Consider the following 23,883-nt stretch of genomic DNA (forward strand, 5'->3'; position numbering starts at 1 on the left):
AGCCGCGCGTCAGCCTGCGGCGGGCCGGGGCTCGCCCCGGTAGGTGCCGAAGGACCACTTGTTGCCCTCCGGGTCGGCGATGGCGAACTCACGGCTGCCGTACGGCTGGTCCTCGATCGGCCGGAGCACCCGCACACCGGCCGCCGTGAGCCGGTCGTACAGCGCGTCGACATGGTCGGTGACGACGTACGCCCCGAAGGTGCCCGGCTCCAGGCACCAGGTCTTGGTCTCGGGGTCGTACGAGCCGAGCATGATGCCGCCGCCCTCGGGCCAGTCGAGCTGGGCGTGGGCGACGCGGCCCCCGTCCTCGTAGACGGCCGTGCGCAGGAAGCCGACCGTGTCGACCAGGAAGTCGATCAGGGCGACGGCGTCATGGGCCTGGAGCGTGGGCCAGATGGCGGGTTCGCGGGATTGCTTCTGCTGGTTCTGCTGAGTCTGCTGCTGATCCGGTGCGGTGTTCATGGGCTCTACTCTTCGCCGTAGAGATGGCCCCCGGCTTGGATATTCCGGCACTCTTCGGCCAGCCAGGCGGTCGGACTCACCCCGGTGTACTGGTGGAAGTCGCGCACCAGGTGGGAGTGGTCGAAATAGCCGCAGTCGGCGGCGGTCCGGGCCAGGTCCGGCGCCCGGCCCGCCGCCACGGCCCGGACCACTGTGTTCCTGGCGTGCTGGAACCGCATCAGCCGCGCCGCCTGCTTGGGGCTCAGCCCCGTCTCGGCCCGGAACACGCTGGTCAGTCGGCGCGGGCCGAGCGACACATGCTCGGCCAGCCCCTTCAGCGTCCCGGCCCCGCGATGCCGGGCCAGCCAGGCCCACGCCTCGGCGACCTCGCTCCGCACCGGCGTCCCGTCCTCGCCCTCGGCCGCGCGCTCCCGCAGATACGTGCCCAGCGTGGCGAACCGATCCCCCCACGCCCGCTGCTCACACAGCCGCTCCCACACCTCGGTGGCCCGCTTCCCCAGCACATCCGCCCCGGGGGTGACCAGGTCGGAGGCGAGCGCACCGGCCGGAAGCCCCAGCAGCGTGCGCGCCGCCAGCGGATGCACCGCGAGCTGCACTCCGGCCTCGCGGCCGGGCTGGACGATATACGCCGGTCGCTGATGCAGGCCGCCCACGACGATCTCGGTCCGCGCGGCGCCGGGGCCCCGCGCCTGCTCGGGTGTGCCGCCGCTGATGACGGGGCCGTCCAGGGAAAAGATCACCGTCAGATAGGGAGACGGCAGCCCCCGGTGCAGCGTCGGCGGCGCCCCCTGGGACCGGTAGCCGACGGCAGTCACCACCATCTCCCCGAGCCCGAGCCCGAGCCCGAGCCCGGCCCCGGCCCGCACGAACTCCTGGCTGCTCATGCGGCCAGTATCACCCTGCGGGTGAGCTCGCTCGGTGGTCATGTTCCGCGTCGATCTCGCGCAGCTCTGCTTCAGCGGCGGCACGCTCCTCCTCGGTGACTGGCCCGTGCTCCTCTTCGAGCCAATCCACCAGCTCCAGCAGCCCGTCCCGAGTTCGCCTTGTCACCATGTGTGCACCTTAGTGTCACAGGCGGTGCTCCCTGAGAGCGACTACGCTGAGAGCGCACCGCACCCGAAGGAGGCTCCCGGTCATGACCGCGACCCACGATCGTCCGCAGATGCTGCCGGAGGAGTTCGAGGAGTACGCACGGCTGGCGGGCCGCGTGGCGGAGGGGGTGCGCTGGGAGTTCATCAACGGGAAGATCGGGGTCACGCCGGTGCCGGACGGCGATCATGGGCGGATCATCCAGTGGCTGGCGCGGATCTGCATCCAGGCCCATCCCGACCTGTGGTTGCACGACCAGGGCCTCAAGGTCGAGACGTACCGCAATGGCCATGCCCGCCCCGATGGGACACTCGCCCACAGTGACGCGTTCGTCGGTCAGGGGGAGTGGGCCGATGCCGATTCCGTCCTGATGGTCGTGGAGGTCACCTCCTACGACTCCGACACCGACCGCAGGGACCGGGTGGAGAAGCCGCGCGCCTACGCGGAAACCGGCATCCCGGTGTATCTGCTGGTCGACCGGGAGGCCGGTGAGGTCACCGTGTTCAGCGAGCCCGACGGGGTCCGGTACGAGACCACCAAGACCGTGCCGTTCGGCAAGCCGCTCACGCTCCCCGCGCCGGTCGGCGTCACGCTCGACACCGAGCCACTCCAGGGCTGGGTGCGCTGAGGTCCCTGGCTCTGGGGGGTTGCGGTGGCCTGGAATGATTCCATGGCATGTACACCGTTACCCTCTGGGAGTTCGCCGCGCTCGCGGTGGCATCCATACTCGTCGGCTTCTCGAAGTCCGCCGTCAGCGGCGCCAATACCGTCAGCCTCGCGATCTTCGCGGCGGTGCTTCCGGCCCGGGAGTCGACCGGTGTGCTGCTGCCCCTGCTGATCGTCGGCGATGTGCTCGCCGTACGCACCTACCGGCGGCATGCCCACTGGGGGACCCTGCTGCGGCTGTTCCCCACTGTCGCGGCCGGGGTCGTGGTGGGCGCGGTGTTCATGCTGTGGGCCGGGGACGCCGAGGTGCGGACCTCCATCGGGGCGATCCTGCTCCTGATGGCCGGGGTCACGGTGTGGCGGCGCCGTGCGGCCGCCCGTGCGGCGGCCCCCGAGGGCCCGGCCGCCGATACCGCCGACGACGGGGCGGGTGCACGGCTGAAGGCCGGTTCGTACGGGGTGCTCGGTGGCTTCACCACGATGGTGGCCAACGCGGGCGGCCCCGTGATGTCGCTCTACCTGCTCTCCGCCGGCTTCCGGAAGCTGGGCTTCCTGGGCACCTCGGCTTGGTTCTTCCTGATCGTGAACGTCGCCAAGGTGCCCTTCAGCATCGGCCTCGGCCTGATCGACGGCCGCTCCCTGCTCCTGGACGCGCTGCTGGCGCTCTTCGTGGTGCCCGGTGCGTACATCGGCAAGGCGTGTGTGGACCGGATCAACCAGCGGCTCTTCGAGCAACTGGTCATCGGGGCCACGGTCCTGGGCGGACTCCAGCTACTGCTGCGCTGAACTACGGAGCTACGAGGCCCCGTCCGCGGCCCGGCGGACCACATCGGCGAAGTTCGCCGCCAGCCGCCGCGCCGTACGCACGGACTCCGGCTCGACCCGCTCGGCCTCGGCCCGGAGCGCGCGCAGCTCCAGACCCGCGTCGGCCAGGGCGGCTTCGTCCCAGCCGTCGAGGCGGTCCGCCCCGGCTTCCGGATGAAACTGCACGCCCCAGGCCCGCTCGCCCATCCGGAACGCCTGCACCGGACAGGCGTCGCTCGACGCGAGCCAGACGGCACCGGGGGGAAGCGCGGTGATCTGGTCACGGTGGTTCTGGATGGCACGGAACTCACGCGGAACCCCGGCGAACAGCGCATCGGCGTCGGCCTCGGTCCGCAACCGGACGGCACACGAGCCCCGTTCGGGCCGACCGTGATCGCCGAGCACGGTCCCACCCGCCGCGACGGCGAGCACCTGCGCCCCCAGACAGATCCCCAGCAACGGGACCCCTTCGGCGATGGCGCGCCTGGCGAGTTCCCGTTCGGCCGGTAGCCAGGGCGCGTACGCGTCGGCATCCGGCAGGAAGCCACCGCCGAGCAGGACCACCGCGTCGAAGCCATCCGGGGACGCGGGGGCCGACGCGCCGTCCGTTTCGACGACCGTCAGCCCCATCTCCTCCCACCACGGCCGAAACCGCCCCGCACCACTGCGGTCCGCGTTGCGGACGACGAGGAAGCGGCTCACATGCCTGCCTGGTTCTTCAGGCCCGCTATGAAGGCGCTCCACGAGCTGTTGGGGAATATGAGGACGGGCCCGTCGGGGTTCTTGGAGTCCCGGACAGGGACGATGTCGGGGAGGTTATCGGCGACCTCGACGCATTCGCCGCCCCCGTTACTGCTGTAGCTGCTCTTGTGCCACGAAGCGGTTCTCAGATCTGGGGCGGTTCCCATGAGGTCCAGTCCTTCATCACGGCTCGGATCACCGCCTCGGAGTCGAGGGGCGAGAGGGCCATGGCCCTGAGCAGATCGTAGTTCTTCCGACGCTCCGCGACTCGGTCCGGGTCCTCGACGAAAGTCCCGAAGCGGCTGCCTTCTTCGTAGGCCAGCAGTGGTTCGTTCGGCAGTGTGTAGAGCAGCAGGGAACCGCCCGCCTCCACGTGCTGGCCTGCCCTGAACGGCAGGACCTGAATGGTTACGTATGGCTGCGTCCCGCGCTCAAGGAGGGACCCCATCTGGCGGCGCATCACCTCGGGTCCGCCCGCCGCGCGGCGCAATGCCGCCTCGTCCACGATGAACCAACAGTGCGGTGGCCGTGGTTCGGCCAGCCGCGCCTGTCGATCAATACGGGCCTTCGTCCACGCCTCGATCTCCGCGTCGGGGGCGAACCGGTTGCCGATGCGCAGCGACGCCTTCGCGAGTTCGGGAGTCTGGAGCAGGCCAGGGATGGTTGCGCACGCGTATTGCTCGATGGTGACCGCGCGCTTCTCGACTTCAACCACACGGCGCAGCTTCGACGGATACGGCTCATTCTTCGCCAGCGCATAGATGCGCGCGAACATCCCATCCGTCCCAAAGCACGCGTCCAGTTTGGCCGGAAGGTCGTCGTACGGCAGGGACTCCGCCGCCTCGATCCGTGCCAGATGCGATTTGCTGTAGTTCAGCACCTCGGACAGTCGCCGTAACGACATGTCCGCCTTCTCGCGGTGGCGGCGGATCTCCGCGCCGAAGAGGTCTCGTGCGGACCGGTCCGGAAACAGTTCACGCGGCTGGAACGTCATGGTGCATCCCCTCTTGTCCCGCGATCTTGGCTGGGACGTATCGCCTCTTTCCAGCCTACGTGCCGGACGGCAACGCTGTGTGCACACAACGTAATTGGCCGACCGGAAAGACAGGTCAACGTGTTCTCACACACCGAATCCACCGCTCCACGGATGACGATGCGCGTCTACCGCGTCTCGCCGGACGGCGCGGTGGTCACGCAGGAGCTCGGCAGGGTGGTCGTCGTGGTCAAGGACAAGCTCGAACCCTTGCGGTCCAGCCAGTTCCCGCCCTGCCGCTGCCCGCGCCACCGCCAGGGCGCGGACCTGTGACGCAGCTGGGCTGAGAGTTATCGAAGCTCCGGGGCCGGGCCACAGCTCGCGCGTATGACCAGCTCCGCAGGGATCGTCACCCGCACCCCCGGCTCGGGGGTGTGCTCCAGTTGGTCGAGCATCAGGCTCAGACAGCGGCGGCCGATCTCCGTGAAGTCCGTACGGACCGTGGTGAGGGGCGGGAGCAGATGGGCCGCCTCCGGGATGTCGTCGTAGCCGATCACGCTGACGTCCTCGGGGACCCGGCGGCCCGCCTCGTGCAGGGCGCGCAGGACGCCCACCGCCATCTGGTCGTTGGAGACGAACACCGCCGTGACGTCGGGGTCGTCGGCGATTCGGCGGCCGAGCTCATGGCCCGAGTCCGGGCTCCAGTCGCCGAACAGCGGCTCATGCGCCTGCGCCCCCGCGTCCTCCAGGGCGGCCCGCCAGCCGTCCAGCCGGGCCTCGGCGGCGATCCAGCCCGCCGGGCCCGCGATATGGCGGACCGTGCGGTGGCCGAGGCGCAGCAGGTGATCCGTGGCCTGGCGGGCGCCGGACGCGGAGTCGCCCGCGACGACGGGGAAGCGGGCGCCGAAGCTCTTGTCCAGCGTGACCATGGGCATGCCGTGGTCCGCCTCGACCAGGGCCTCGCCCACCGAGCGCTGCGGGGCGATGGCGATGATGCCGTCCGCGCCCTGGCCGAGCAGCCGGTCGACCGCGCCCCGCACGGCCGCCTGGTCGGCGGCGGCGAGGGCGATCGTGGTGACCAGATAACCCGCCTCCTGCGCCGCCTCGTTGATCCCCGCCAGCGTGGCGGCCGGGCCGAAGCGGGCGGCGTCGAAGGAGATCACGCCGAGCGTCCGGCTGCGGCCGCTGGCCAGGGTGCGGGCGCTGGCGGTCGGGCGGTAGCCCAGCTCCCGCATGGCCTCCCGGACCCGCTGACGGGTCTCCGGCCGTACGCGCGGGTGGTCGTTGAGGACACGGGAGACGGTCTGCCCGGAGACCCCGGCGCGGCGGGCGACGTCGGCCATCACCGCCCCGCCGCCCGCCGTGGCCCGGCGCCGCCGGACGCGCCGGGGTTCGCCCGCTTCCCGCTCCGGCTCGTCCATGTCCGTTGTGTCTCCCCTCGTACGTCTCAGCCTTCGTCCGTCCAGCCCAGGTCCGGCTCGTCCGTCAGCCGGGCCACCCGCGTGGTCGCCGCGTGCAGCTCCAGCAGGACCAGCTCGTTCGTCCCCGGCCGCAGCACCGGCGCGGGCACGTACAGGCGGCGCTGCGGGCCGCGCGACCAGTAGCGGCCGAGGTTGAAGCCGTTGATCCAGGCCACGCCCTTGGTCCAGCCGGGCAGGGCGAGGTACGCGTCGGCCGGGGTGTCCACCGTAAAGGTGCCCCGGTGGAAGGACGGACCGGCGACCGGGGTGTCCGTACCACGGAAGGGCAGCTCGGGGAGGTGGTCCAGGGGGAGGGGGTGGCAGGTCCAGTTCTCCAGGGGCTCGCCGTCGAGGGTGACCGGGCCGGTGATGCCCTTGGGGTCGCCGATGCGCGGCCCGTAGTTCGCCCGGCCCATGTTCTCGACCAGGACGTCCAGCCGGGCCCCGTACTCCGGGCTCCGCACATGCAGCGTGTCCTCGTGGCGCTCGCGCTCCAGGACGCCCGCCGGGGCGCCGTTGACGAAGACCTGCGCCCGGTCGCCCACCCCGCCCGTGAAGTGCAGGACGCGGTCGCCGAGCGCGGGCAGCTCCGCGCCGTAGAGGACGAAGCCGTACGCCTGGCCGAGCCGCTCCATGGTGGGCGGGTCGGTGAAGTGCTCGGCGGGGGCGAGAAATTCGGCGCAGACCAGGGCGTTCGCCGAGTCGGTCAGGCGCACTTCGGTCGGCGGCAGCTTGGGCGACGGCTCCGGGAGCGGCTCGTCGGGCACGGCGGCGTGGCGGGCGATGACATCGCGGAACGCGGCGTACTTGGGGCCCGGGTCGCCGCATTCGGTGAGCACCGCGTCGTAGTCGTAGGAGGTGACGGCGGGGGTGTAGGCGTGGTCGTGGTTGGCGCCGGCCGTGAAGCCGAAGTTGGTGCCGCCGTGGAACATGTAGATGTTCACCGACGCGCCCGCCGACAGCAGCGCGTCCAGCGCCGCCGCCGCGTCGTCCGCCGAGCGCACGTGGTGCGGCTCGCCCCAGTGGTCGAACCAGCCGACCCAGAACTCCGCGCACATCAGCGGCCCGCTCTCCTGATGCGCCCGCAGCACCTCGAGCGACTCCTCGACCCGGCCGCCGAAGGTGCCGGTGGACAGCACCCCGGGCAGGCTGCCCGCCGCGAGCTTCGCCTTGTCGGCCTGGTCACAGGTGAACAGCAGCTCCTCGACCCCGCGGGAGCGCAGCGCGTCGGCCAGGTGCGCGAGATAGGCGGTGTCGTCGCCGTAGGCCCCGTACTCGTTCTCCACCTGGACGGCGATCACCGGGCCGCCGCGCGCCGCCATATGGGGAGCGAGGGGCGGCAGCAGCAGATCGAAGTACGCGTCCACGGCGGCCGTGAAACGGGGGTCGCCGCTGCGCGGGCGCACACCGGACCGGGCGGTCAGCCAGGAGGGCAGCCCGCCGCCCTCCCACTCGGCGCAGATGTACGGCCCGGGGCGCAGCAGCACCCGCAGCCCCTCGGCGTGGGCCAGCGCCAGGAAGCGGGGGAGGTCGAGCAGCCCGTCGAGGTCCAGGGTGCCGGGGGCGGGCTGGTGGAGGTTCCACGGGACGTAGGTCTCCACGGTGTTGAGCCCCAGCAGCCGCGCCTTGCGCAGCCGGTCGGCCCACTGGTCGGGGTGGATGCGGAAGTAGTGCAGGGCGCCGGAGAGGATCCGGAAGGGCTCGCCGTGCAGGCGGAAACCGTCGTCGGAGAGGGCCAGGGCGGCGGGCATGGGCGTCAGGGGGTCCTTTCAACGGCGCGGGCGGCCTTGCTGGTCGCGGGTGGCGGGGGCGGTCTCGTCGGACGGGGTGGCAGGGGCGGTCTCGTCGGACCGGGTATCGGGGGCGGCCTGGTCGGACGCGGGTGGCGTAGGGAGTACGGACGGGGCCGCGGCGCGGATCAGCCATCCGGTGGTGATCAGGCACACCGCGGAGACGGCGCAGAGGATCAGCGGTACGGCGCGGACGCCCGCGAGTTCGATCGCCTTGCCGAGCGCGGGCGGCGCGGCGACCCCGCCGACCATCGAGGCCGCCATGACCAGCGCCCCCGCCCGGTGGGCGCGCGGCGCCGCCCGGAGCAGCCAGGGCAGCCCGGTGGGGAAGATCGGCGCGATGAACAGCCCGGCGCCCGCGTACGCGTACGGGGCCGCGGCGGGGATCGCGGCCAGCAGCAGACACCCCGTCATCCCCGCGCAGCTCACCGAGATGATCGCCGGTGCGGACCAGCGCAGGGCGAGCGGGGCGGCGAGGAAGCGGCCGACCGTCATCATCAGCCAGAAGGCGGAGGTCGCGGAGGCGGCGGTGCTCGCCCCGTAGCCGATGGTCTCCAGGTGGGTCGGCTCCCAGCCGCCGACGCCGGACTCGATGGCGACGTGGAGGACGTAGAGGACGACGAAGGCGCCCAGGATGGTGGTGAGGCTGCGGGCGCGGACGCGGCGGCGGGCGCCGCTGGTGTGCCCGCCCGCGCTGGTGCCTCCGCCCGCGCTGGTGCCCGCGCCCGTCTCGGGGTCGCCGCCGCGTGGCGGGGCCTCGTCGCGTACCCCGGCCAGGCACAGCAGCAACGGCAGCGTGAGCGCGGCGAAGCCGAGGAAGACGGCGGGGTAGTTGGCGGCCCCGACCAGGCCGATGAGGGCCGGGCCGAGGACGGCGCCGATGCCGAAGTGGGCGTTGAGGATGTTGAGCATGGCGGCGCTACGGTGCCCGAAGCCGACGGCGAACAGCTGGTTCAGCCCGTAGTCGATCCCGCCGAAGCCCAGCCCCGCCAGGAGCGCGAGACCCAGGGCGAGCGGCCAGGTGGGCGCGAGCGCGAACCCGGCCGCGCCACCCGCCATGAGCAGGTAGGACCAGCCCAGCAGCCGGCGGTTGCCGATCCGGCCGAAGAGCCGGTCGAAGACGAGCACGCCCATGACCCCGCCGATGAAATGCGCGCTGAGGCCGAGCCCGGCGGCCGAGGGCGACAGCCCGTAGGTGTCGCGCAGGGCGGGGATCGACGGCCCGTAGAGCGCCTGGAGCGCGCCGATGAGGACGAACCCGACGCAGGAGGCGGCCACGGCGGCGCGGCTGAAGAGTTGGGGAGGTGGTGGTGAGGGGGCGCTCGTTGGTCGCTCCGGTTGCTCCAAGGAGTCCACGAGGGGGAGTGTTACCGCTAACATGCGGACCGTCAAGGGTGTTTGGCGGCTGTTGGCCAGTGGGCGCTGTGCGGCGGCGTTTACCAGACGACGGGCAGTTCCATCAGGCCGCGCCTGTGGAATGACGGCGTCCAAGCCAGATGGCGGGCAGGTACCGCCAGTCGCAGATCGGGGAACCGCTTCAGGAGGCTGGTCAGGGCGATCTCGCCCTCCAGGCGCGCGAGGGGTGCACCGAGGCAGTGGTGGATGCCGTGGCCGAAGCCGAGGTGGGCGGGGGTGCGCTCAGGACGGAAGCGGTCCGGCTCTTCGAACTGGCCGTCGCGGTTGGCTGAGATGAGGGAGACCCAGACCCGTCCGCCCGCCGGAATGTCGACTCCACCGATGGTGAGGTCCTCGAGGGCGAAGCGTCGCACACCCAGTGTGGAAGGCGGGTTCCAGCGCAGTGTCTCTTCCAGGACGGCGCGGACAGATGTGTGCCCGTCGCGGACCGCGGTCATCGCTTCCGGGTGGAGCAGCAGCGCCAGGGTGGCGTTGCCGATGAGGTTGACCGCGTTGTCGTAGCCCGCGAACAGGATCAGGAACGCCATCGCGACCAACTCGGACTCGCTGAGGCTGTCGCGCTCGTCGCGCGCCTCGATCATGGCGGTGAGCAGGTCGTCGGTCGGGCGGGCACGTTTGGCGGCGATGACGCCGACGAGGTAGTGGTGCATTTTCCGCATCGCGGTTCGGGACTCTACGGCCGCGTCGGGGGCAGATCCGAGCAGGGTGTTGGTCCACCTGCGGAAGTCTCGGCGGTCCTGGGCCGGGATGCCGAGCAGTTCGCAGATCACGACCATGGGTAGTGGGTTCGCCAGGGCCCGCATCAGGTCCGCCGGCTGCTCGGTGACGGCATTGAGGAGTTCATCGGTGCTGGCCTGAACGCGCGGCCGGAGGTTTTCGACATGGCGGGCGGTGAATGCCTTGACCACCAGGCGTCGCAGCCGCGTGTGGTCGGGCGGGTCCATGTTGACCAGGTGTGCGTCCAGCTCCGGCGGCATGGACGATTGGTAGCGGCCGACGGTGCGGGCGTTGGCCTTGTTCAGCGACAGCCGCGGGTCGGTGAGCGCGGCGCGCACGTCTTGGTACCGGGTGACGACCCACACCGGCGCGCCGTCGGGGGTGGTGGTGCGGTGCACGGGGCTGACTTGACGCAGGCGGGCGTATACGCCGTGCGGGTCGGACATGAGGTTGTTGTCGAACAGGGGCGTTGGTGGCGATGTGGGGGTCATGCTCGGCTCGCTTCCGTAACTACGATGTTCGGGCCTGGTGGGGCCTCCTCGGCCGGCTTCGAGCGCTGGAAAGCGTTTGCCACGCGGATGAGCCAATCGCGCTCAACGCTCATGTCGTTTGCGTTCCAGGACGCGTGGTCGGCCGGCTCCGTCCGGACGTCGGTCACCGCACTGTATGTGTCCCTCACCGGAACTCGCGAGGACAGGCTGCTTGTCGGGGGAGCGCCAAGCCCGGAAAAGGGGCTGCGGAGCGGGCCGGGCCTTGCCAAGCTGGGCGGATGGACCGTCAACGCAGATCTCAGCTCGCGCACGCCGACCACCCGATCGCCGCCCCGCTCGCCGATGAGTCGGTGGCCAGGCTGCTCGACCGGGCCGTGACGGACGAGGCCGACCGCGCCCTCGACCTCGGCTGCGGAGGCGGCGCATGGCTGCGGCGGCTGCTGGTCCGTAATCCGGCGATGCGCGCCGAGGGAGTGGACATCCATGCCGCGGCCCTGGAGCAGGCGCGCGAGGGCGCCGAGAAGGACGGGGTCGCGGACCGGCTGGTCCTCCATGAGATGGACGCCGCCGCCTTCGCCTCGGCGCACCGCTTCGACGTGGTGCTGAGCGTCGGCGCCGCGCACGCCTTCGGCGGGCTGCTGCCCACCCTCACCGCGGGGCGCGAACTCCTCGCCCCGGGCGGCCACTTCGTCGTCGGCGACGGCTTCTGGGAGCGCGAACCCGACGCCGCCGCCCTCTCGTCGCTGGGCGCCACCTGGGACGACTACGCGGATCTCCCGACCACCGTGGACCGGGTCGTCGCCGAGGGCTGGACGCCCGTCTACGGCCATGTCAGCACGGCCGGGGAGTGGGACGAATACGAGTGGTCATGGACCGGCTCGCTGTCCCGCTGGGCCCTGGACCACCGCGAGGAACCCGACGCCCTGGACACGTACAAGGCCGCCGCCGAACACCGCTCCGAGTGGCTGAACGGCTACCGCGGCACGCTGGGCTTCGTCACGCTCGTGCTGCGACGGAGCCCTTGAGCGCCATGGTGATGTCGGCCCAGGCGGCTTCGTTGTCAGTGGTGGGTGCGACCATCGCGGTATGTGTGCCGATGCCTCGACCATTGATCGCTCGGACGCCGCCGCCCGGCGCCATGCCGAGATCGTGGACGTCCATCTGATCCTGCGCCGGGGCGGGGACGTCCTGCTCGCGCGGCGTGCGAACACGGGCTATGCCGATGGGCTGCTGCACGCCCCGTCCGGGCATGTCGAGGACGGTGAGGACGTCCGTGCCGCGCTGCTTCGCGAGACGGCCGAGGAGATCGGGCTCAGCCTCGCCCCGGACGAGGTGCGGGCCGTCCTCGTGCTTCAGCACAAGGCGCCGACCGGGGCGGCCCGGACGGGGTGGTTCTTCGAGGCGGAGGTGGGGGAGGGTGGGCCCGAGCCGGTGAACCGGGAGCCGGAGAAGTGCTCCGAGCTCGGCTGGTTCCCGCTGGACGCGCTGCCGGACGACATGGTGGCGTACTGCCGCGCGGGCCTCGACGCGTATCGCGCGGGCCACCGCTTCGCCCTCCACTGGCATGAGCCGGACGACCCCATCGCCCACGCCCCGGAGGGGCCCGGCCGCCTGACCCCGCTCTGACCCGGCTCACCGGGCTCTGATGTCGCTCGGACACCGCTCCGACCTCGTGCGTCAGGGATTACGGGACGTTGTTCCGTTTAGTTAGACTCGGCCGCGAAGGGAAGGTGCGGTGAACGACAACGATCAGGACGCGGGACGCGCGGCGGCTCGGCCCAAGCGGGCGGATGCGCGGCGCAATGAGAAGGCCCTGCTCGAAGCGGCCGCCGCGGTCTTCGTCAGCTCGGGCGTGGAAGCGCCGATACGCGATATCGCCGCCAAGGCGGGCGTCGGGACGGCCACGATCTACCGCCACTTCCCGACCCGTGCGGATCTCATCGTCGCCGTCTACCGGCACCAGGTCGAGGCGCTGGCCGAGGCCGGTCCCGCCCTGCTGGCGAGCGGCGAGACCCCGCACGCCGCGCTGGGCCGGTGGGCCGACCTCTTTGTCGACTTCCTGGTCACCAAGCACGGGCTCGCCGCCGTGTTCCAGTCCGACGACTCCTGCTTCGACCCCCTCCACTCGTACTTCCTCGACCGGCTCCTGCCCGTGTGCACCCAGATGCTGGACGCCGCGGTCGCCGCGGGCGAGATCCACCCCGGGCAGGACGCCTACGAGCTCATGCGCGGGGTCGGCAGCCTCTGCGCGGGCGCCGGCAGCAACCTTCGCTACGACGCCCGCCACCTGGTCGGGCTCCTCATCGCGGGACTGGGCAGAGCGCGCTGAGGAGGTTACGTCGAGAGCTCCCGGACGTAGCGCCACTCCGTGGCCGCCGGTTCGTAGCCGAACCACTTGTTGACCGCCAGCATCGGGCCGTTGTCCCCGTCGTTGCCGGTGAACGCCTCCCGGCAGCCCGCCGACCGGGCGCGGCGCAGCGAGTCGTTCTTGGTCAGCTTGGCCAGACCGCGGCCGCGGAAGGCGCGGAGGGTGCCGGTCATACCCGACCAGTAGCGGCCCCGGCCGTCGGTGTGGGCCACGCTGTAGGAGGCCACGGTGCCGTTCACCACCGCCACCGACGTCAGCTCGCGGTCGAGCGCGGGGTGCCCCCAGCTGAGGGCCAGCCACTCGGCGTACGGCAGCCGGGTCGTGTCCACATCGCCCGGCTCGTCCTCCGTGCACTCCGCGTCCGCCTCGTACAGCGGGCGCGGATCGTCCGCGAAGTCCGCCGCCGTGCGCAGCTCCACCCCGTCCGGCGCCCCGCCCGCGCCCAGCGGCGGCAGGTCGGCCGTGGTCAGGTCCAGCCGCTGGACCCGGGAGCAGCGGCTGCGGCGGTAGCCACGGCGTTCGGCGAAGGTCACCGACCCCGGCTCGTCCAGCGTCCACGCGAAGATCTTCGCCGTGCCCAGCCCGGACAGATACTCCTCCGCGGCCGTCACCAGCGCCGAACCGGCGCCCCGCCCGCGCGCCCCCGCGTTCACCGTCGTATTGGCGAAGGCCAGCCCCGCCTCGCCGCTGTCGTGGAAGACGCCCATCTCGCACGCGCCCACCACCTGCCCGTCCGCCTCGGCGACCAGCAGCCGGTAGTGCTGTTCGACGGGTGCGTTCTCCGACTCCCAGACCACCGTCCGGGGCGTGGTCACCAGATAGGGGAAGGCGGTCTGCCGCGCCGCCGCGACGGCCTCCGCGTCGATGGCACGGAAATCGCGCACAGTCATGGTCATGGTTGCGCAGGCTACGGCCTGTCAGACCGCCCCGCCTCCCAATTTCCGCAGCTCGTGGGCCAGATCACCGGCGATGCGCCGCCCGTCGGCCTGGCACACAATGGGTGCCACAAACCACCATCCGCACACCCGCCCCAGGAGTTCCCACGTGACCTTGCAGATCACCGTCGACCCGGACGCGGCGACCGCCCCCTTCGAGCAGATCCGCGCCCGGATCGCCGAACTGGCCCGCTCCGGCGTGCTTCCCGTGGGCTACAAACTGCCCACCGTACGCGGCTTCGCCGAGGAGCTGGGGCTGGCGGCGAACACCGTCGCCAAGGCGTACCGGGCCCTGGAGGCGGACGGTGTGATCGAGACCCGCGGCCGCCATGGCACCTTCATCGCGGCGGCGGGCGACGCGGCCCGGCGCCAGGCCGCCGAGGCCGCCCAGAGCTACGCCCAGCGGGCGCGGCGGCTGGGCCTGGACCGCGCGGCCGCCCTCGCCGCCGTCGAGGACGCCTTGCGGGCGGCCTACGGTGGCTCGGCCGACGACACCGCCGGTGGCCCGGCTGCTGACTCCGCCGGTGGCCCGGCCGTCGGCTCCGCCGGTGGTTCGGCTGGCGGCTCCGAGGGTGGCCCGGCCGTCGGCTCCGCGGGTGGCCCCGCCTGACATGCTGTCCCCCATGACCAGCGCGATGCCCAACCCCCTGACCGGCGGTACGACCAGCCGCAAAGCCCTCGTCCGGCGCCCCAGCCCGCGCCTCGCCGACGGGCTCGTCACCCATATCGACCGCACGCCGGTCGATGCCGCGCTGGCGTTGCGGCAGTGGGAGGTCTATGTGGTGGCGCTGCGCGCGCACGGCTGGGAGACGATCGAGCTGCCGCCGCTGGACGACTGCCCGGACGGGGTGTTCGTCGAGGACACGATGGTCGTCTACAAGAACGTCGCGGTGATCGCCCGCCCCGGCGCCGAGCCCCGCAGGGCCGAGACCGTGACCACGGAGGAGGCCGTCACCAGGCTCGGCTGCTCGCTGAACCGCATCCGCGAGCCGGGGACGCTCGAGGGCGGGGACGTTCTGAAGATCGGCGACACCGTCTATGTGGGACGCGGCGGCCGCACCAACGGCGACGGCATCCGCGAGCTGCGTGCCGCGCTGGAGCCGCTGGGCGCGCGGGTGGTGGCCGTACCGGTCAGCAAGGTGCTCCACCTGAAGTCGGCGGTCACCGCGCTGCCGGACGGCACCGTCATCGGCTACCCGCCGCTGGTGGACGACCCGGGCGCGTTCGACCGCTTCCTCCCCGTCCCCGAGGAGTCCGGCGCCCATGTGGTGCTGCTCGGCGGCGGCAAGCTGCTGATGGCGGCGAGCGCGCCGCGCACCGCCGAGCGGTTCGCAGATCTCGGCTATGAGCCGGTGCCGGTGGACATCAGCGAGTTCGAGAAGATGGAGGGCTGTGTGACCTGCCTGTCCGTACGGCTGCGGGAGCTGTACGGCTGATGGGCGGCTGCGGAGCTGTACGGCTGATGGGCGGCTGCGAGCCGTACGGCTGGTGAGCGGCCTGCGGAGCCATACGGTTGGCGGGCGGCCTGCGGTGCCGTACGGCTGGCGCGTGGGCTGCGGGTGCCGTACGGCTGGGCCGGGCGCCGACGGGCGTCAGGCTCCCGGTGTCCGTCTCGCGGCGCCCCCGGGGACCGTGCCGCACCGGCCCCCGATGTCCGCCTCACACCGGCCCCCGCGCCCGTCTCACAGATACAGCCCCGCGTTCGACTCCCCCGACTGCGAGGGCACCGCGGCCGGCCGGGTGCCGCGCCGCAGCGCGTACAGCTCCGCGAGCGTGGCCCCGTCCCGCCCGATGACTCCGTCCCGGTCGTCGACCTCCCCGCCCAGCCAGTTGACCGACTCCGCCCGCGTCAGCTTGCCGACCTCGATCCGGGCCAGACACCGGCCGGGCCGGACCACCGCCGGATGCAGCCGCTCCAGGTCCTCGTTGGTGGTCACCCCGACCAGCACATTGCGCCCCTGGCCGAGCAGACCGTCCGTCAGGTTCAGCAGCCGGGACAGCGCCTGCCCGGCGGTGTGCTTGGCCTCGCCGCGGATCAGCTCGTCGCAGTCCTCCAGGAGCAGCAGCCGCCAGCGTCCCTTGGCCGTGCCGTCGTCCTCGCCGATCGCGATGTCCATCAGATAGCCGACATCGGTGAACAGCCGCTCCGGATCCAGGACGCAGTCCACCTGGCACCAGTCCCGCCAGGACCGGGCCAGGGTGCGCAGCGCCGAGGTCTTGCCGGTGCCGGGCGGGCCGTGCAGCAGCAGGAGGCGGCCGGCGATGTCGTCCGGGGTGACCTTCATCAGCCCGTCCATGGCCTCGGCGACCGGCGCCGTGTAGTTGCCGCGGATCTCCTCCCACGTCCCGGCCGAGATCTGCCGCGTGGTGCGGTGCGGTCCGCGCCGCGGCGAGACGTACCAGAAGCCCATCGCCACGTTCTCCGGCTGCGGCTCGGGCTCGTCCTCCGCGCCGTCGACGGCCTGGTGCAGCACCTTCTCGGCCAGGGCGTCGTCGACGGCGGTCACGGTCACATCAGCCCCCCGGTTCCACCGGGAGATCAGCAGGGTCCAGCCGTCGCCCTCGGCGAGCGTCGCGCTGCGGTCGTCGTCACGGGCCGCGCGCAGCACGCTCGCGGACGGCGGCAGCAGTGTCGCGCCCGACCTCACCCGGTCGACGGAGTGGCTTCGGGCGTACGGTTGCTCGCCGGTCGCGAAGCGTCCCAGGAAGAGCGCGTCGACGACATCCGACGGCGAATCGCTGTCATCGACGTTCAGCCTGATGGGAAGGGACTTTTCGGCGGGTGTCGTAGGCAGGGTCTGCCTCCTGAGAACGGGGGGCCTGGTGGGTCGGTCAGCGCACCCGCCCCATGATCCAGGACGGGGGGCGAGGGCGCACCAAGGTTTGCGGCCGTTTACCGAGCTGTTCCAGGGAACCCCACCGGAATGGGGGCGTTCACGGATACTCTTACCCGTTGTGGGGCGTCAGGGAAGGGAACGGGGCGGGGTGGCCAGGTTATGGCAAAAGAGGCGCCGGCGGAGTGGCGCGCCGCTCGGCGTCGGCGTGGCCACGCTGGCGCTGCTGGCGACCACCTGCTCCGGGCCGTCCGGCGGGGGCGAGGGCCGGTCCGGCGGGGGTGAGGGGCCGCGGGGCTCGGAGTCGGCGCGCGGCAAGGGCGGTGCCGGGGCCCCGGGCTGGGGGTTCACCCATACCCAGTACAGCGCCGACCAGGGCACCGACAGCGGCCGCAAGGCGGCGGCCGCCCTGCTGTCCGGCCATCCGATGCCGCAGAACCAGCACATCATGGGCTGGGGCGCGGGCAACCCCGAGCCGTCCCCCGGCCACTACGACTTCTCGGACCTCGACCGCCGCGTGGCCCTGATGCGCAAGACCGGCACCGCGCCCGTGCTCACCCTGTGCTGCGCCCCCGACTGGATGAAGGGCGGCGAGCCGGGGCGCACGGACTGGTCCCGGAAGTCCCTGGAGACCGCGCCCACCCCCGAGCACTACAAGGACTTCGCCGCGCTCGCGGGCAAGATCGCCCGGCGCTATCCGCAGGTGCACCACTTCATCGTCTGGAACGAGTTCAAGGGCTTCTACGACGACGACAAGAAGCGCTGGAACTACGAGGGCTACACCCGGCTCTACAACCTCGTCTACCGGGAGCTGAAGAAGCAGAACGCGAAGAACCAGGTCGGCGGCCCATATGTGGTCGCCGACAGCGACGCCCCCGGCGAGGCCGACGGCCCCGCCGCGGTGAGCGGCCCCTGGGGCACCCTCGACCAGCGGTCCGCCGACGCGATCACGTACTGGAACGAGCACAAGGTGGGAGCGGACTTCGCCGTCGTGGACGGCTCCAGCTACACCCGCGAGGGCGACCGGCTCATCCCGGACGCGTTCGGGGCCACCCGGAAGTTCCGGGACATCACGCGCTGGCTGCGCAAGACCACCGGGCTGCCGGTGTGGTGGGCCGAGTGGTACGTCGAACCGGCCGACGGGGACGACGAGCGGACGGGCTGGAGCGAGGAGCGCCGCACCGCCGTCCAGGCAAGCGCGATGATCCGGCTGGCCCAGGGGGGCACCGCCGCGGCCTTCTACTGGAACCCGGAGACCACGGACGCCGACTGCCCCGGCTGTCTGTGGCGCCCCACCGAACTGGACGGCGGCGGCCGGGCGCTGCCCATGATGGGGCTGCTCGGCCGGTTCGCCCGGGAGTTCCCGCCCGGCACCGCCTTCCGCTCCGTGGACATCGCCGCCGACGACCGGCCCAACGTCCAGGTGCTCGCGGACGATGACGCGGTGCTGGTCGTCAACACCCTCGACCGGCCGATCAAGGCGAAGATCGACGGCCGGTCGTTCGGGATGGACGGATACGAGGTGCGCTGGCTGAGGCGGTGATCCGGCAGTGGCACGGCGGTTCACGCCATGGTCACGAAGCGCTGCACCAGCGCGGCCACCACCACGATCAGCAGCGGCAGCGCGAACCAGAACGAGCCCTGGAGCCAGTGCAGCCGCCGTACGCTCGGCCGCACCGCCACCCGCACCACCTCGCGCGCCGCCAGCAGCACCATCAACGCCACCGCCGCCAGCGCCCCCACCAGCGACCAGGGCGTCCAGGTGACCAGCGGACCGGCCGGGCCCGGAGCGGGCTCCGCCACCGGCCCGCGCGGCTGCCGCTTCAGCTCGTACAGCGCCGCGTCCTCGTTGCCGAACACCCGGCGCAGCTCGGCGCGCCGGTCCAGGGAGCGCCGCAGCCGCTCCTGCCAGTGCTCGTCGTAGCCGGAGTCGAGGGTGAGATAGGTGGACTGGCCGCGGCCCACCATCAGGTAGGAACGCGGCCCGGCCTCGCGCAACGCCGTGACCAGGCCGCCGACCAGCACCGGATCGCGCGGGGCCAGGGTGGGCTCGTAGCGGACCCGCTCCATGTCGCGGGCGCCCCACGGCATCGCGGGGGTCACGTTGTTGACGGTGTCATTGCTCATCCACAGCACCCGCACGGTCGGCTTGTCATGGGCGTAGACGTACTCCATCGCCGCCACCTCGCCCGGTCGCACCCGCTCGAACGTCTCATTGCCCCAGCGCGCCACCAGGAACCCGGACATCAGGGCCAGCCCCGCCAGCAGCGCGGCCGCCGGACCCAGCCCGGCGCGGGCCGCGCCCACCCGGGGGAAGACCGCCAGCGCGCCGAGCACACAGGCGCCCGGCAGCGCGAACATGAAGACGCGCAGCGCCATCTCACCGCCGTAGCTCTGCATGCCGAAGCCCAGGAACGGTACGAAGGTCAGCACCAGCAGCGACCGTTCGGCGAACCCGGCCGCGCGCCGCCGCAGCACCCCCCAGCAGGCCAGCGTCAGCACCCCGCCCGCCAGCGCCACCCGGACGTACAGCACCAGCTTGTGCACGCTGCTGCCGCCCTCGATCCGGCCCGAGACGGACGAGGACACATTGCCGCCCACCCCGCCGACCCCGCCGAACAGCTCGTTCCAGTGGCCCGACCAGTACGGCTCCGCAAGGAACCCCACCCACACGGCCACCATCACCCCGCACAGCAGCGGCAGCCCGTACAGATTCGACCGGCGCAGCAGCACCAGCGCGCTCACCACGCCCAGCATCACGAACGGGGTCAGCTGATGGGCCGCCACGGACGCCGCGAAGAGCGCGATCAGCAGGCCGAGCAGCGCCGTGCGCTGGGCGGGCGTGGCCCGCGCGACCTCGGCCTCACCCGGCCGGCGCTTACCGGGCAGCGCCCGGGGCTCGCGGAACCACACCAGCAGGACGGCGACGAAGACGAGGTAGAGGAGGTAGGTGAACCCCTGCGGCGAGAAGTAGTCCTGCCCCACCCAGCCGCAGAGCGCGAACAGCCACACCGCCGTCCACTTCGCCCGCCAGCTCGCCCGCAGCGCCCGCAACAGCACCATCAGCGGGGCGAGACAGAGCAGTTGGAGCAGCGTGGGCCACCAGCGCAGCACCTCGGAGAGATCGTGCACCCCGGCGGCCCGGGCCAGGAACGCGGCCCCCGCGAAGAAACCGGGCCAGCTCCAGCGCGCGTCCAGATCGGGCACGGCGTGGCCGGTCCGGCCGATGTAGTCCAGGAACCCCAGATGCTGCCATGCGGTGGGGAACCGCGGCTGCGCCTCCAGCACGGCGGGTACGGCGTGCAACGAGACCACGGTCGCAACGAGAACGGCGGTCAGCAGGGCCGGGCGGGGCCGCGCGAGCCACAGCGCACCGGCGAACGCGACGATCAGCAGCGCGGCCCCGAGAAGGGTGGCCCGGGGGAGCACCGAGACAAGCCCGAGGCCGCCCATGCGGTCCAGATCGGCGTCGTCGAGGTGGAGCAGCGGCAGCCAGTAGAGGCCGAGCCCGACGCCCGCGACCGCCCACAGCGCGGCCGCCGCCACTCGTCCCGTCCGTCGCCCGGCCCGCCGCCCGGCGGGCTCGGCAGCGGGCAAGCCCGTCTGGTCCGCGGGCCCCACGGTCCCTCGGCTCGCCCGCGGCCTGGGAGGCTCCGCCGAGGCCGTTTGTCCCGCGGGTCCCGCGGGTTCGGTGGCTGCCCGGCCCTGCGGCCCGGCCGCGCGGGAACCGCCGGCGGCGGCAACAGGGGTGCCGACGGCGGGTGGTGCGGCCGAGGCCGTCCCCATCGATGCCCCGGCTCTTGCCTGCTCCGAGGGCGCGGCCCCCGGCCCCACCCCACCCGCCCCGCTACGTGCCTGGGATGCGTTGGCGCCGCCCCGACCACTGGGTTCGCCGTGTGGCGGGGCAAGGACCGGCCACCGCCACGTGGCCCCGGCGGATTCCCGCCGCGCGGCCACCGCGCCGGAGGCGGGGACGCCCGTCCCGTCGGCCGCGCCGCTTCGTTCCCCACCGGGTTCGTGGGCTGGGCGGTCCGTGCGATCGGTGCTCGGCCGGGGGCCGGAATCCGTACCCGGGACGCCGTCAGCGGATTCCGGGAGCCCGGCGCTCAGCATCCGCCCTGTGTCTCCGGGGACCGGATGGTCGGCTTCGGCGGTGGATGGCCCTTCGGTGGCCGGGGCCTGCGGCCCGTAGCGGGCGGACGGGCGGCGTTCCGAGGGGGCGCCGGGCGGCGGAGCCGCGAAGGGGAAGTCCATGCGGACGCCCAGCACGAGGGTGTCCGTGTCGAGGGCGGCGCGCTGGGCCCAGCGGGTGCCGTAGCCCGCGTGGTCGCGGCGGTGGCGGCGGTGGCGGCGGCCCGGGCGCGCGGGGCGGCGGTCGCCGTCGACCGCGAGGTCCGCGAGATCGCCATCGGGCGCCGTGCGCTGCTCCGGCAGCGGCGGGGGCGCCGGGGGCGCCTGCTTGGTGGCTGTGCCGGGTTGGCCCGTGGCCGTAGTGGGGTGGCCGGTGGCTGTGTCGGGTTGGCCCGTGGGCGTAGTGGGGTGGCCGGTGGTCGTGCCGGGTTGACCCGTGGCCGTAATGGGGCGGTCGGTCGTCGTGCCGGGTTGGCCCGTGGTTGTACCGCGTTGGCCCGTGGCCGTAATGGGGCGTTCGGTGGTCGTGTCGGGGTGGTCGGTGGCTGTGCCGGGTGGGCTCGTGGGCGTAGTGGGTTGGCCGGTGGCCGTAGTGGGCTGGTCGGCGGCTGTGTCGCGTCGGCTCGTGGCCCCACTGGGTTGGTCAGCGGCCGACCCGGGCAGGCCCTTGAGCACCCGGCGGAGCCGTACCGCCGCGATGGATGCGATCACCGACAGGCTGGAGATCTCCGCGACCCCCGCCCCCGTCAGCCCCATCCGCGGCAGCAGCAGCAACGTCAGCCCCAGCACCAGCACACACAGCAGCCCCTGAAGCACCGCCAGCCCCGAAGTGCGGCTCTGTGCCCGGAGCACCGCGAAGTACACCTCGATGACCACCCGCAGCGCCGCGCCCACCGCGAACCAGCGCAGCAGCGGCGCGGCCGCCTCCGCGTAGCCGTCGCCGAAGACCCCGAGGATCTGGGGCGCGAAGACGAAGAGGAAGAGGCAGACCGGGATCATGACGCAGGCCATCCGCCGCAGCGCCGCCCGGCAGTTCTCGGCGAGCCGGGCCGGGTCGTGCGAGCCCTCGACGGTCAGCGAGGAGCCCATGTTGACGGCCAGCAGGTTCGTGGTGCCGCCGATGGTGGTCGTGATGTAGAAGTACGCGTTGTCGGCCGCGCTGACCTGCGAGGCGACGATCACCGGCACGGCGTAGACCACCGCGAGCGAGAACAGCGACCCGGTGTAGTCCCCGGCGAGGAAGCGGCCCATCTCGCGGGGGCCCGCTGGCCGGGCCCTCCCCTTCGTCGCCGCGATGTGCCGGGGCACGAGCCGGCGGAACACCAGCCAGCCCAGCGGCAGTACGGACACCGCGATCGAGGCCACCCAGGACACGAACACCCCGGCCGTCGGGATCGCGGCGGCGAGCGCGATGAGCAGCAGCAGCTTGGCCGCCGAGAAGGCCGTATTGCCCACCGGCACCCAGAACGCGCTGCGCAGCCCGGTCAGCACCCCGTCCTGAAGCGTCAGCAGCGACCAGCCGACGACCGCGACGAGAAAGCCGAGGCCGTGGAGCGAGCCGTGCAGAAAGCGGTACGACGGCCCCCAGGTGTCCAGGGAAAGCAGGAAGACCACCGCGGCCAGCGCCACGACCACCGAACTGGCCGCGTAGGTGGTGCACACCAGCCGGCCCGTGGTCCGCCCGGCGACCGGGATGAAACGGGCCAGCGCACCCGTGAGGGTGACCGCGGTGAGCCCCGCCAGGAGCTTCATCGCGGCGATGGCCGCCGAGCCCTGGCCGACCGCGTCCTCCGCGTAGTAGCGGGCGGCGGCCAGCCAGAAGCCGAGGCCGAGGATCGCGGAGATGCCCGTGTTGAGCATCAGCGCGTAGGCGTTGCGGAACAGCGGGGCGCGCCCGCCGCCCCGGCCGCCGGACGGCCGCTCGGCGGCCGTCCGCTCCTCGGTCCGGGTGGTCGTGTCGGACACGGGTTTACGTCACCTTCCGTAGAACCTGCCGTGGCAGCCGGGAGAGCTGGCGGGACCTGCGGACCAGGGCGTATCCCTTGGTGAGGGCACGGTCCCGGGCGAAGTCGCGGCCGAGCGCCCGCCCGGACACCAGCCGCTCGAACTCCTCGATGCCGGTGGTGCGCCGCACGGTCACCCGGCGCAGCGCGTACGGGCCCTGGCCGCGCGCCGCCAGAGCGTTGCCCACCGCGAGCGACACCCCGAACCCGGCCGAGCGCACCACCCGGCGCACCCGGCGGCTGGAGTAGCCGTACGGGTAGGCGAACGACACGGGTGGACGGCCGAGCCCGGCGGTGAGCAGCTCCCGGCAGCGGGCCACCTCGAACCACAGCCGGGCGTCGGAGAGCTGGTCCAGCTGGGGGTGGGTGTGGCTGTGCCCGCCGATCTCCACCCCCGTGTCGGACAACTCGCGCACCTGGTCCCAGTGGAGCATCAGGTCCAGGGCGCCCGGCACCTCGTACGGGCCGTCGCGCAGCCAGCCCGTGGCCGCGAAGAGCGTGGCCGCGAAGCCGTGGTGGGCCAGGACGGGGAGGGCGTGGCGGTGCACGCCCTCGTAGCCGTCGTCGAAGGTGACCACCACGGGCCTGGGCGGCAGCGCGCGGCCGCCGCGCCAGGCGTCGGCCAGCCGGGCGCAACTGACCGGGGTGAAGCCGCGCTCGCCGAGCAGCGCCATCTGCTCGGCGAACGCGCCCGGCGCGACGGACAGCGCACGGGTGGCCCGTGCGGGGGCGTGGGCCACGGCGTGGTACATCAGGATCGGCACCGGGCCTGTGATCATGGGGCGCCTCCCGTATCGGCGTCACCGCGGCCTGCGGCCGGGACTGTGACGCGTGCCTGGCGTCCGCCAAGGGTCGGCACTGGGCCTGTGGTCATGGAGTGCCTCCCGTACCGGCGCCGCTGCGGCCCGCGGCCCGGGGCCGGGACTGTGACGCGTGTCGGGCGTTCGCCAAGGGTCGGCACCGGGCTTGTGGTCATGGAGTGCCTCCCGTATCGGCGCCGCTG

General features: G+C 72.7%; 21 protein-coding genes and 2 pseudogenes. 9 read left to right on the plus strand and 14 right to left on the minus strand.

The features are described from left to right. Positions 1-9 precede the first annotated feature (9 nt). The 3 genes from AB0E24_RS27090 to AB0E24_RS27100 are packed head-to-tail and all read right to left on the minus strand — an operon-like array spanning position 10 to position 1,515. Positions 10-462: a VOC family protein gene (locus AB0E24_RS27090; protein WP_069868847.1), complete on the minus strand. Its 453-nt coding sequence runs from the start codon at positions 460-462 to the stop codon at positions 10-12. A gap of 5 nt (positions 463-467) precedes the next feature. After that, positions 468-1,346 (minus strand): AraC family transcriptional regulator, encoded by an 879-nt coding sequence (locus AB0E24_RS27095; RefSeq protein WP_359380769.1) that lies wholly within the window; start codon positions 1,344-1,346, stop codon positions 468-470. 10 nt (positions 1,347-1,356) lie between these two features. Beyond that, positions 1,357-1,515, minus strand: coding sequence for a hypothetical protein (locus AB0E24_RS27100; RefSeq protein WP_308311563.1), 159 nt, complete (start codon positions 1,513-1,515; stop codon positions 1,357-1,359). An 82-nt stretch (positions 1,516-1,597) separates the two neighbouring features. Here AB0E24_RS27100 and AB0E24_RS27105 point away from each other — a divergent pair, with 82 nt between their 5' ends. Both AB0E24_RS27105 and AB0E24_RS27110 read left to right on the plus strand, forming a co-directional pair. After that, the gene (locus tag AB0E24_RS27105) at positions 1,598-2,179 is read left to right on the plus strand and encodes a Uma2 family endonuclease (protein ID WP_069868850.1); all 582 of its coding nucleotides are present in this window, start codon (positions 1,598-1,600) and stop codon (positions 2,177-2,179) included. A gap of 47 nt (positions 2,180-2,226) precedes the next feature. Continuing rightward, entirely contained in the window at positions 2,227-3,003 is a 777-nt protein-coding gene (locus AB0E24_RS27110; RefSeq protein WP_069868852.1) for a sulfite exporter TauE/SafE family protein, read from the plus strand. A gap of 9 nt (positions 3,004-3,012) precedes the next feature. Here AB0E24_RS27110 and AB0E24_RS27115 read toward each other — a convergent pair whose 3' ends face one another. From AB0E24_RS27115 to AB0E24_RS27125, 3 genes are read right to left on the minus strand one after another with little or no spacing between them, the layout of a single operon-like run. Continuing rightward, a complete protein-coding gene (locus AB0E24_RS27115; RefSeq protein WP_359380773.1) occupies positions 3,013-3,723 on the minus strand; it encodes a type 1 glutamine amidotransferase in 711 nt (236 codons plus the stop codon). Then, entirely contained in the window at positions 3,720-3,929 is a 210-nt protein-coding gene (locus tag AB0E24_RS27120) for a DUF397 domain-containing protein (protein ID WP_347237248.1), read from the minus strand. The genes AB0E24_RS27115 and AB0E24_RS27120 overlap by 4 nt, the downstream gene beginning before the upstream one ends. Continuing rightward, complete coding sequence (locus AB0E24_RS27125; protein WP_359380775.1) at positions 3,908-4,756, minus strand: helix-turn-helix domain-containing protein; 849 nt, start codon at positions 4,754-4,756, stop codon at positions 3,908-3,910. The genes AB0E24_RS27120 and AB0E24_RS27125 overlap by 22 nt, the downstream gene beginning before the upstream one ends. Before the next feature lie 120 nt (positions 4,757-4,876). On the opposite strand from AB0E24_RS27125, the gene AB0E24_RS27130 reads away from it, so the two are divergent. After that, a complete protein-coding gene (locus tag AB0E24_RS27130; protein ID WP_174883189.1) occupies positions 4,877-5,068 on the plus strand; it encodes a hypothetical protein in 192 nt (63 codons plus the stop codon). A gap of 17 nt (positions 5,069-5,085) precedes the next feature. Here AB0E24_RS27130 and AB0E24_RS27135 read toward each other — a convergent pair whose 3' ends face one another. From AB0E24_RS27135 to AB0E24_RS27150, 4 genes are all read right to left on the minus strand, one after another. Then, complete coding sequence (locus tag AB0E24_RS27135; RefSeq protein ID WP_359380779.1) at positions 5,086-6,156, minus strand: LacI family DNA-binding transcriptional regulator; 1,071 nt, start codon at positions 6,154-6,156, stop codon at positions 5,086-5,088. Positions 6,157-6,182: 26 nt separating this feature from the next. Then, on the minus strand, positions 6,183-7,946 hold the full coding sequence (locus AB0E24_RS27140) for a glycoside hydrolase family 35 protein (RefSeq protein ID WP_359380782.1): 1,764 nt from the start codon (positions 7,944-7,946) through the stop codon (positions 6,183-6,185). 18 nt (positions 7,947-7,964) lie between these two features. Continuing rightward, the gene (locus AB0E24_RS27145) at positions 7,965-9,341 is read right to left on the minus strand and encodes an MFS transporter (protein ID WP_359380784.1); all 1,377 of its coding nucleotides are present in this window, start codon (positions 9,339-9,341) and stop codon (positions 7,965-7,967) included. A gap of 80 nt (positions 9,342-9,421) precedes the next feature. Then, positions 9,422-10,609, minus strand: coding sequence for a cytochrome P450 family protein (locus AB0E24_RS27150; RefSeq protein WP_359380787.1), 1,188 nt, complete (start codon positions 10,607-10,609; stop codon positions 9,422-9,424). A gap of 278 nt (positions 10,610-10,887) precedes the next feature. Here AB0E24_RS27150 and AB0E24_RS27155 point away from each other — a divergent pair, with 278 nt between their 5' ends. The 3 genes and pseudogenes from AB0E24_RS27155 (at position 10,888) to AB0E24_RS27165 (ending at position 12,938) form a co-directional block, all read left to right on the plus strand. Next, entirely contained in the window at positions 10,888-11,634 is a 747-nt protein-coding gene (locus AB0E24_RS27155; protein WP_359380790.1) for an SAM-dependent methyltransferase, read from the plus strand. A 106-nt stretch (positions 11,635-11,740) separates the two neighbouring features. Continuing rightward, positions 11,741-12,235: pseudogene (locus tag AB0E24_RS27160) on the plus strand (NUDIX hydrolase); the annotation flags it as partial. 109 nt (positions 12,236-12,344) lie between these two features. Further along, positions 12,345-12,938, plus strand: coding sequence for a TetR/AcrR family transcriptional regulator (locus tag AB0E24_RS27165; protein WP_174883184.1), 594 nt, complete (start codon positions 12,345-12,347; stop codon positions 12,936-12,938). A 5-nt stretch (positions 12,939-12,943) separates the two neighbouring features. On the opposite strand, the gene AB0E24_RS27170 is transcribed toward AB0E24_RS27165, so the two are convergent. Further along, entirely contained in the window at positions 12,944-13,873 is a 930-nt protein-coding gene (locus AB0E24_RS27170) for a GNAT family N-acetyltransferase (protein ID WP_359380793.1), read from the minus strand. Positions 13,874-14,021: 148 nt separating this feature from the next. Here AB0E24_RS27170 and AB0E24_RS27175 point away from each other — a divergent pair. Both AB0E24_RS27175 and ddaH read left to right on the plus strand, forming a co-directional pair. Further along, positions 14,022-14,390: pseudogene (locus tag AB0E24_RS27175) on the plus strand (GntR family transcriptional regulator); the annotation flags it as partial. A 145-nt stretch (positions 14,391-14,535) separates the two neighbouring features. Further along, a complete protein-coding gene (gene ddaH / locus AB0E24_RS27180; RefSeq protein ID WP_335755832.1) occupies positions 14,536-15,348 on the plus strand; it encodes a dimethylargininase in 813 nt (270 codons plus the stop codon). 246 nt (positions 15,349-15,594) lie between these two features. On the opposite strand, the gene AB0E24_RS27185 is transcribed toward ddaH, so the two are convergent. Then, positions 15,595-16,707 (minus strand): DUF5925 domain-containing protein, encoded by a 1,113-nt coding sequence (locus AB0E24_RS27185; RefSeq protein ID WP_069868879.1) that lies wholly within the window; start codon positions 16,705-16,707, stop codon positions 15,595-15,597. Between the two features lie 247 nt (positions 16,708-16,954). Here AB0E24_RS27185 and AB0E24_RS27190 point away from each other — a divergent pair, with 247 nt between their 5' ends. Beyond that, positions 16,955-18,289, plus strand: a complete 1,335-nt coding sequence (locus AB0E24_RS27190) for a glycoside hydrolase family protein (RefSeq protein WP_359380797.1) — start codon at positions 16,955-16,957, stop codon at positions 18,287-18,289. Between the two features lie 20 nt (positions 18,290-18,309). On the opposite strand, the gene AB0E24_RS27195 is transcribed toward AB0E24_RS27190, so the two are convergent. Further along, the gene (locus AB0E24_RS27195; protein WP_435865324.1) at positions 18,310-22,842 is read right to left on the minus strand and encodes a lipopolysaccharide biosynthesis protein; all 4,533 of its coding nucleotides are present in this window, start codon (positions 22,840-22,842) and stop codon (positions 18,310-18,312) included. Between the two features lie 4 nt (positions 22,843-22,846). After that, positions 22,847-23,659 carry a polysaccharide deacetylase family protein gene (locus AB0E24_RS27200; protein ID WP_359380799.1) on the minus strand — a complete coding sequence of 271 codons (813 nt, stop codon included), beginning with the start codon at positions 23,657-23,659 and terminating at the stop codon, positions 22,847-22,849. Positions 23,660-23,883 lie beyond the last annotated feature (224 nt).

Origin of the sequence: Streptomyces malaysiensis subsp. malaysiensis, assembly GCF_040653035.1 — a bacterium.
Taxonomy (GTDB): domain Bacteria; phylum Actinomycetota; class Actinomycetes; order Streptomycetales; family Streptomycetaceae; genus Streptomyces; species Streptomyces malaysiensis.

Excerpts from the sequence above, each read along its gene's own strand:
- AB0E24_RS27200 (WP_359380799.1), bottom strand. The coding sequence starts at position 23,659 with ATGATCACAGGCCCGGTGCCGATCCTGATGTACCACGCCGTGGCCCAC.
- AB0E24_RS27090 (WP_069868847.1), bottom strand. The coding sequence starts at position 462 with ATGAACACCGCACCGGATCAGCAGCAGACTCAGCAGAACCAGCAGAAG.
- AB0E24_RS27120 (WP_347237248.1), bottom strand. The coding sequence starts at position 3,929 with ATGGGAACCGCCCCAGATCTGAGAACCGCTTCGTGGCACAAGAGCAGC.
- AB0E24_RS27100 (WP_308311563.1), bottom strand. The coding sequence starts at position 1,515 with ATGGTGACAAGGCGAACTCGGGACGGGCTGCTGGAGCTGGTGGATTGG.
- AB0E24_RS27140 (WP_359380782.1), bottom strand. The coding sequence starts at position 7,946 with ATGCCCGCCGCCCTGGCCCTCTCCGACGACGGTTTCCGCCTGCACGGC.
- AB0E24_RS27135 (WP_359380779.1), bottom strand. The coding sequence starts at position 6,156 with ATGGACGAGCCGGAGCGGGAAGCGGGCGAACCCCGGCGCGTCCGGCGG.
- AB0E24_RS27155 (WP_359380790.1), top strand. The coding sequence starts at position 10,888 with ATGGACCGTCAACGCAGATCTCAGCTCGCGCACGCCGACCACCCGATC.
- AB0E24_RS27095 (WP_359380769.1), bottom strand. The coding sequence starts at position 1,346 with ATGAGCAGCCAGGAGTTCGTGCGGGCCGGGGCCGGGCTCGGGCTCGGG.
- AB0E24_RS27170 (WP_359380793.1), bottom strand. The coding sequence starts at position 13,873 with ATGACCATGACTGTGCGCGATTTCCGTGCCATCGACGCGGAGGCCGTC.
- AB0E24_RS27105 (WP_069868850.1), top strand. The coding sequence starts at position 1,598 with ATGACCGCGACCCACGATCGTCCGCAGATGCTGCCGGAGGAGTTCGAG.
- AB0E24_RS27110 (WP_069868852.1), top strand. The coding sequence starts at position 2,227 with ATGTACACCGTTACCCTCTGGGAGTTCGCCGCGCTCGCGGTGGCATCC.
- AB0E24_RS27125 (WP_359380775.1), bottom strand. The coding sequence starts at position 4,756 with ATGACGTTCCAGCCGCGTGAACTGTTTCCGGACCGGTCCGCACGAGAC.
- AB0E24_RS27150 (WP_359380787.1), bottom strand. The coding sequence starts at position 10,609 with ATGACCCCCACATCGCCACCAACGCCCCTGTTCGACAACAACCTCATG.
- ddaH (WP_335755832.1), top strand. The coding sequence starts at position 14,536 with ATGACCAGCGCGATGCCCAACCCCCTGACCGGCGGTACGACCAGCCGC.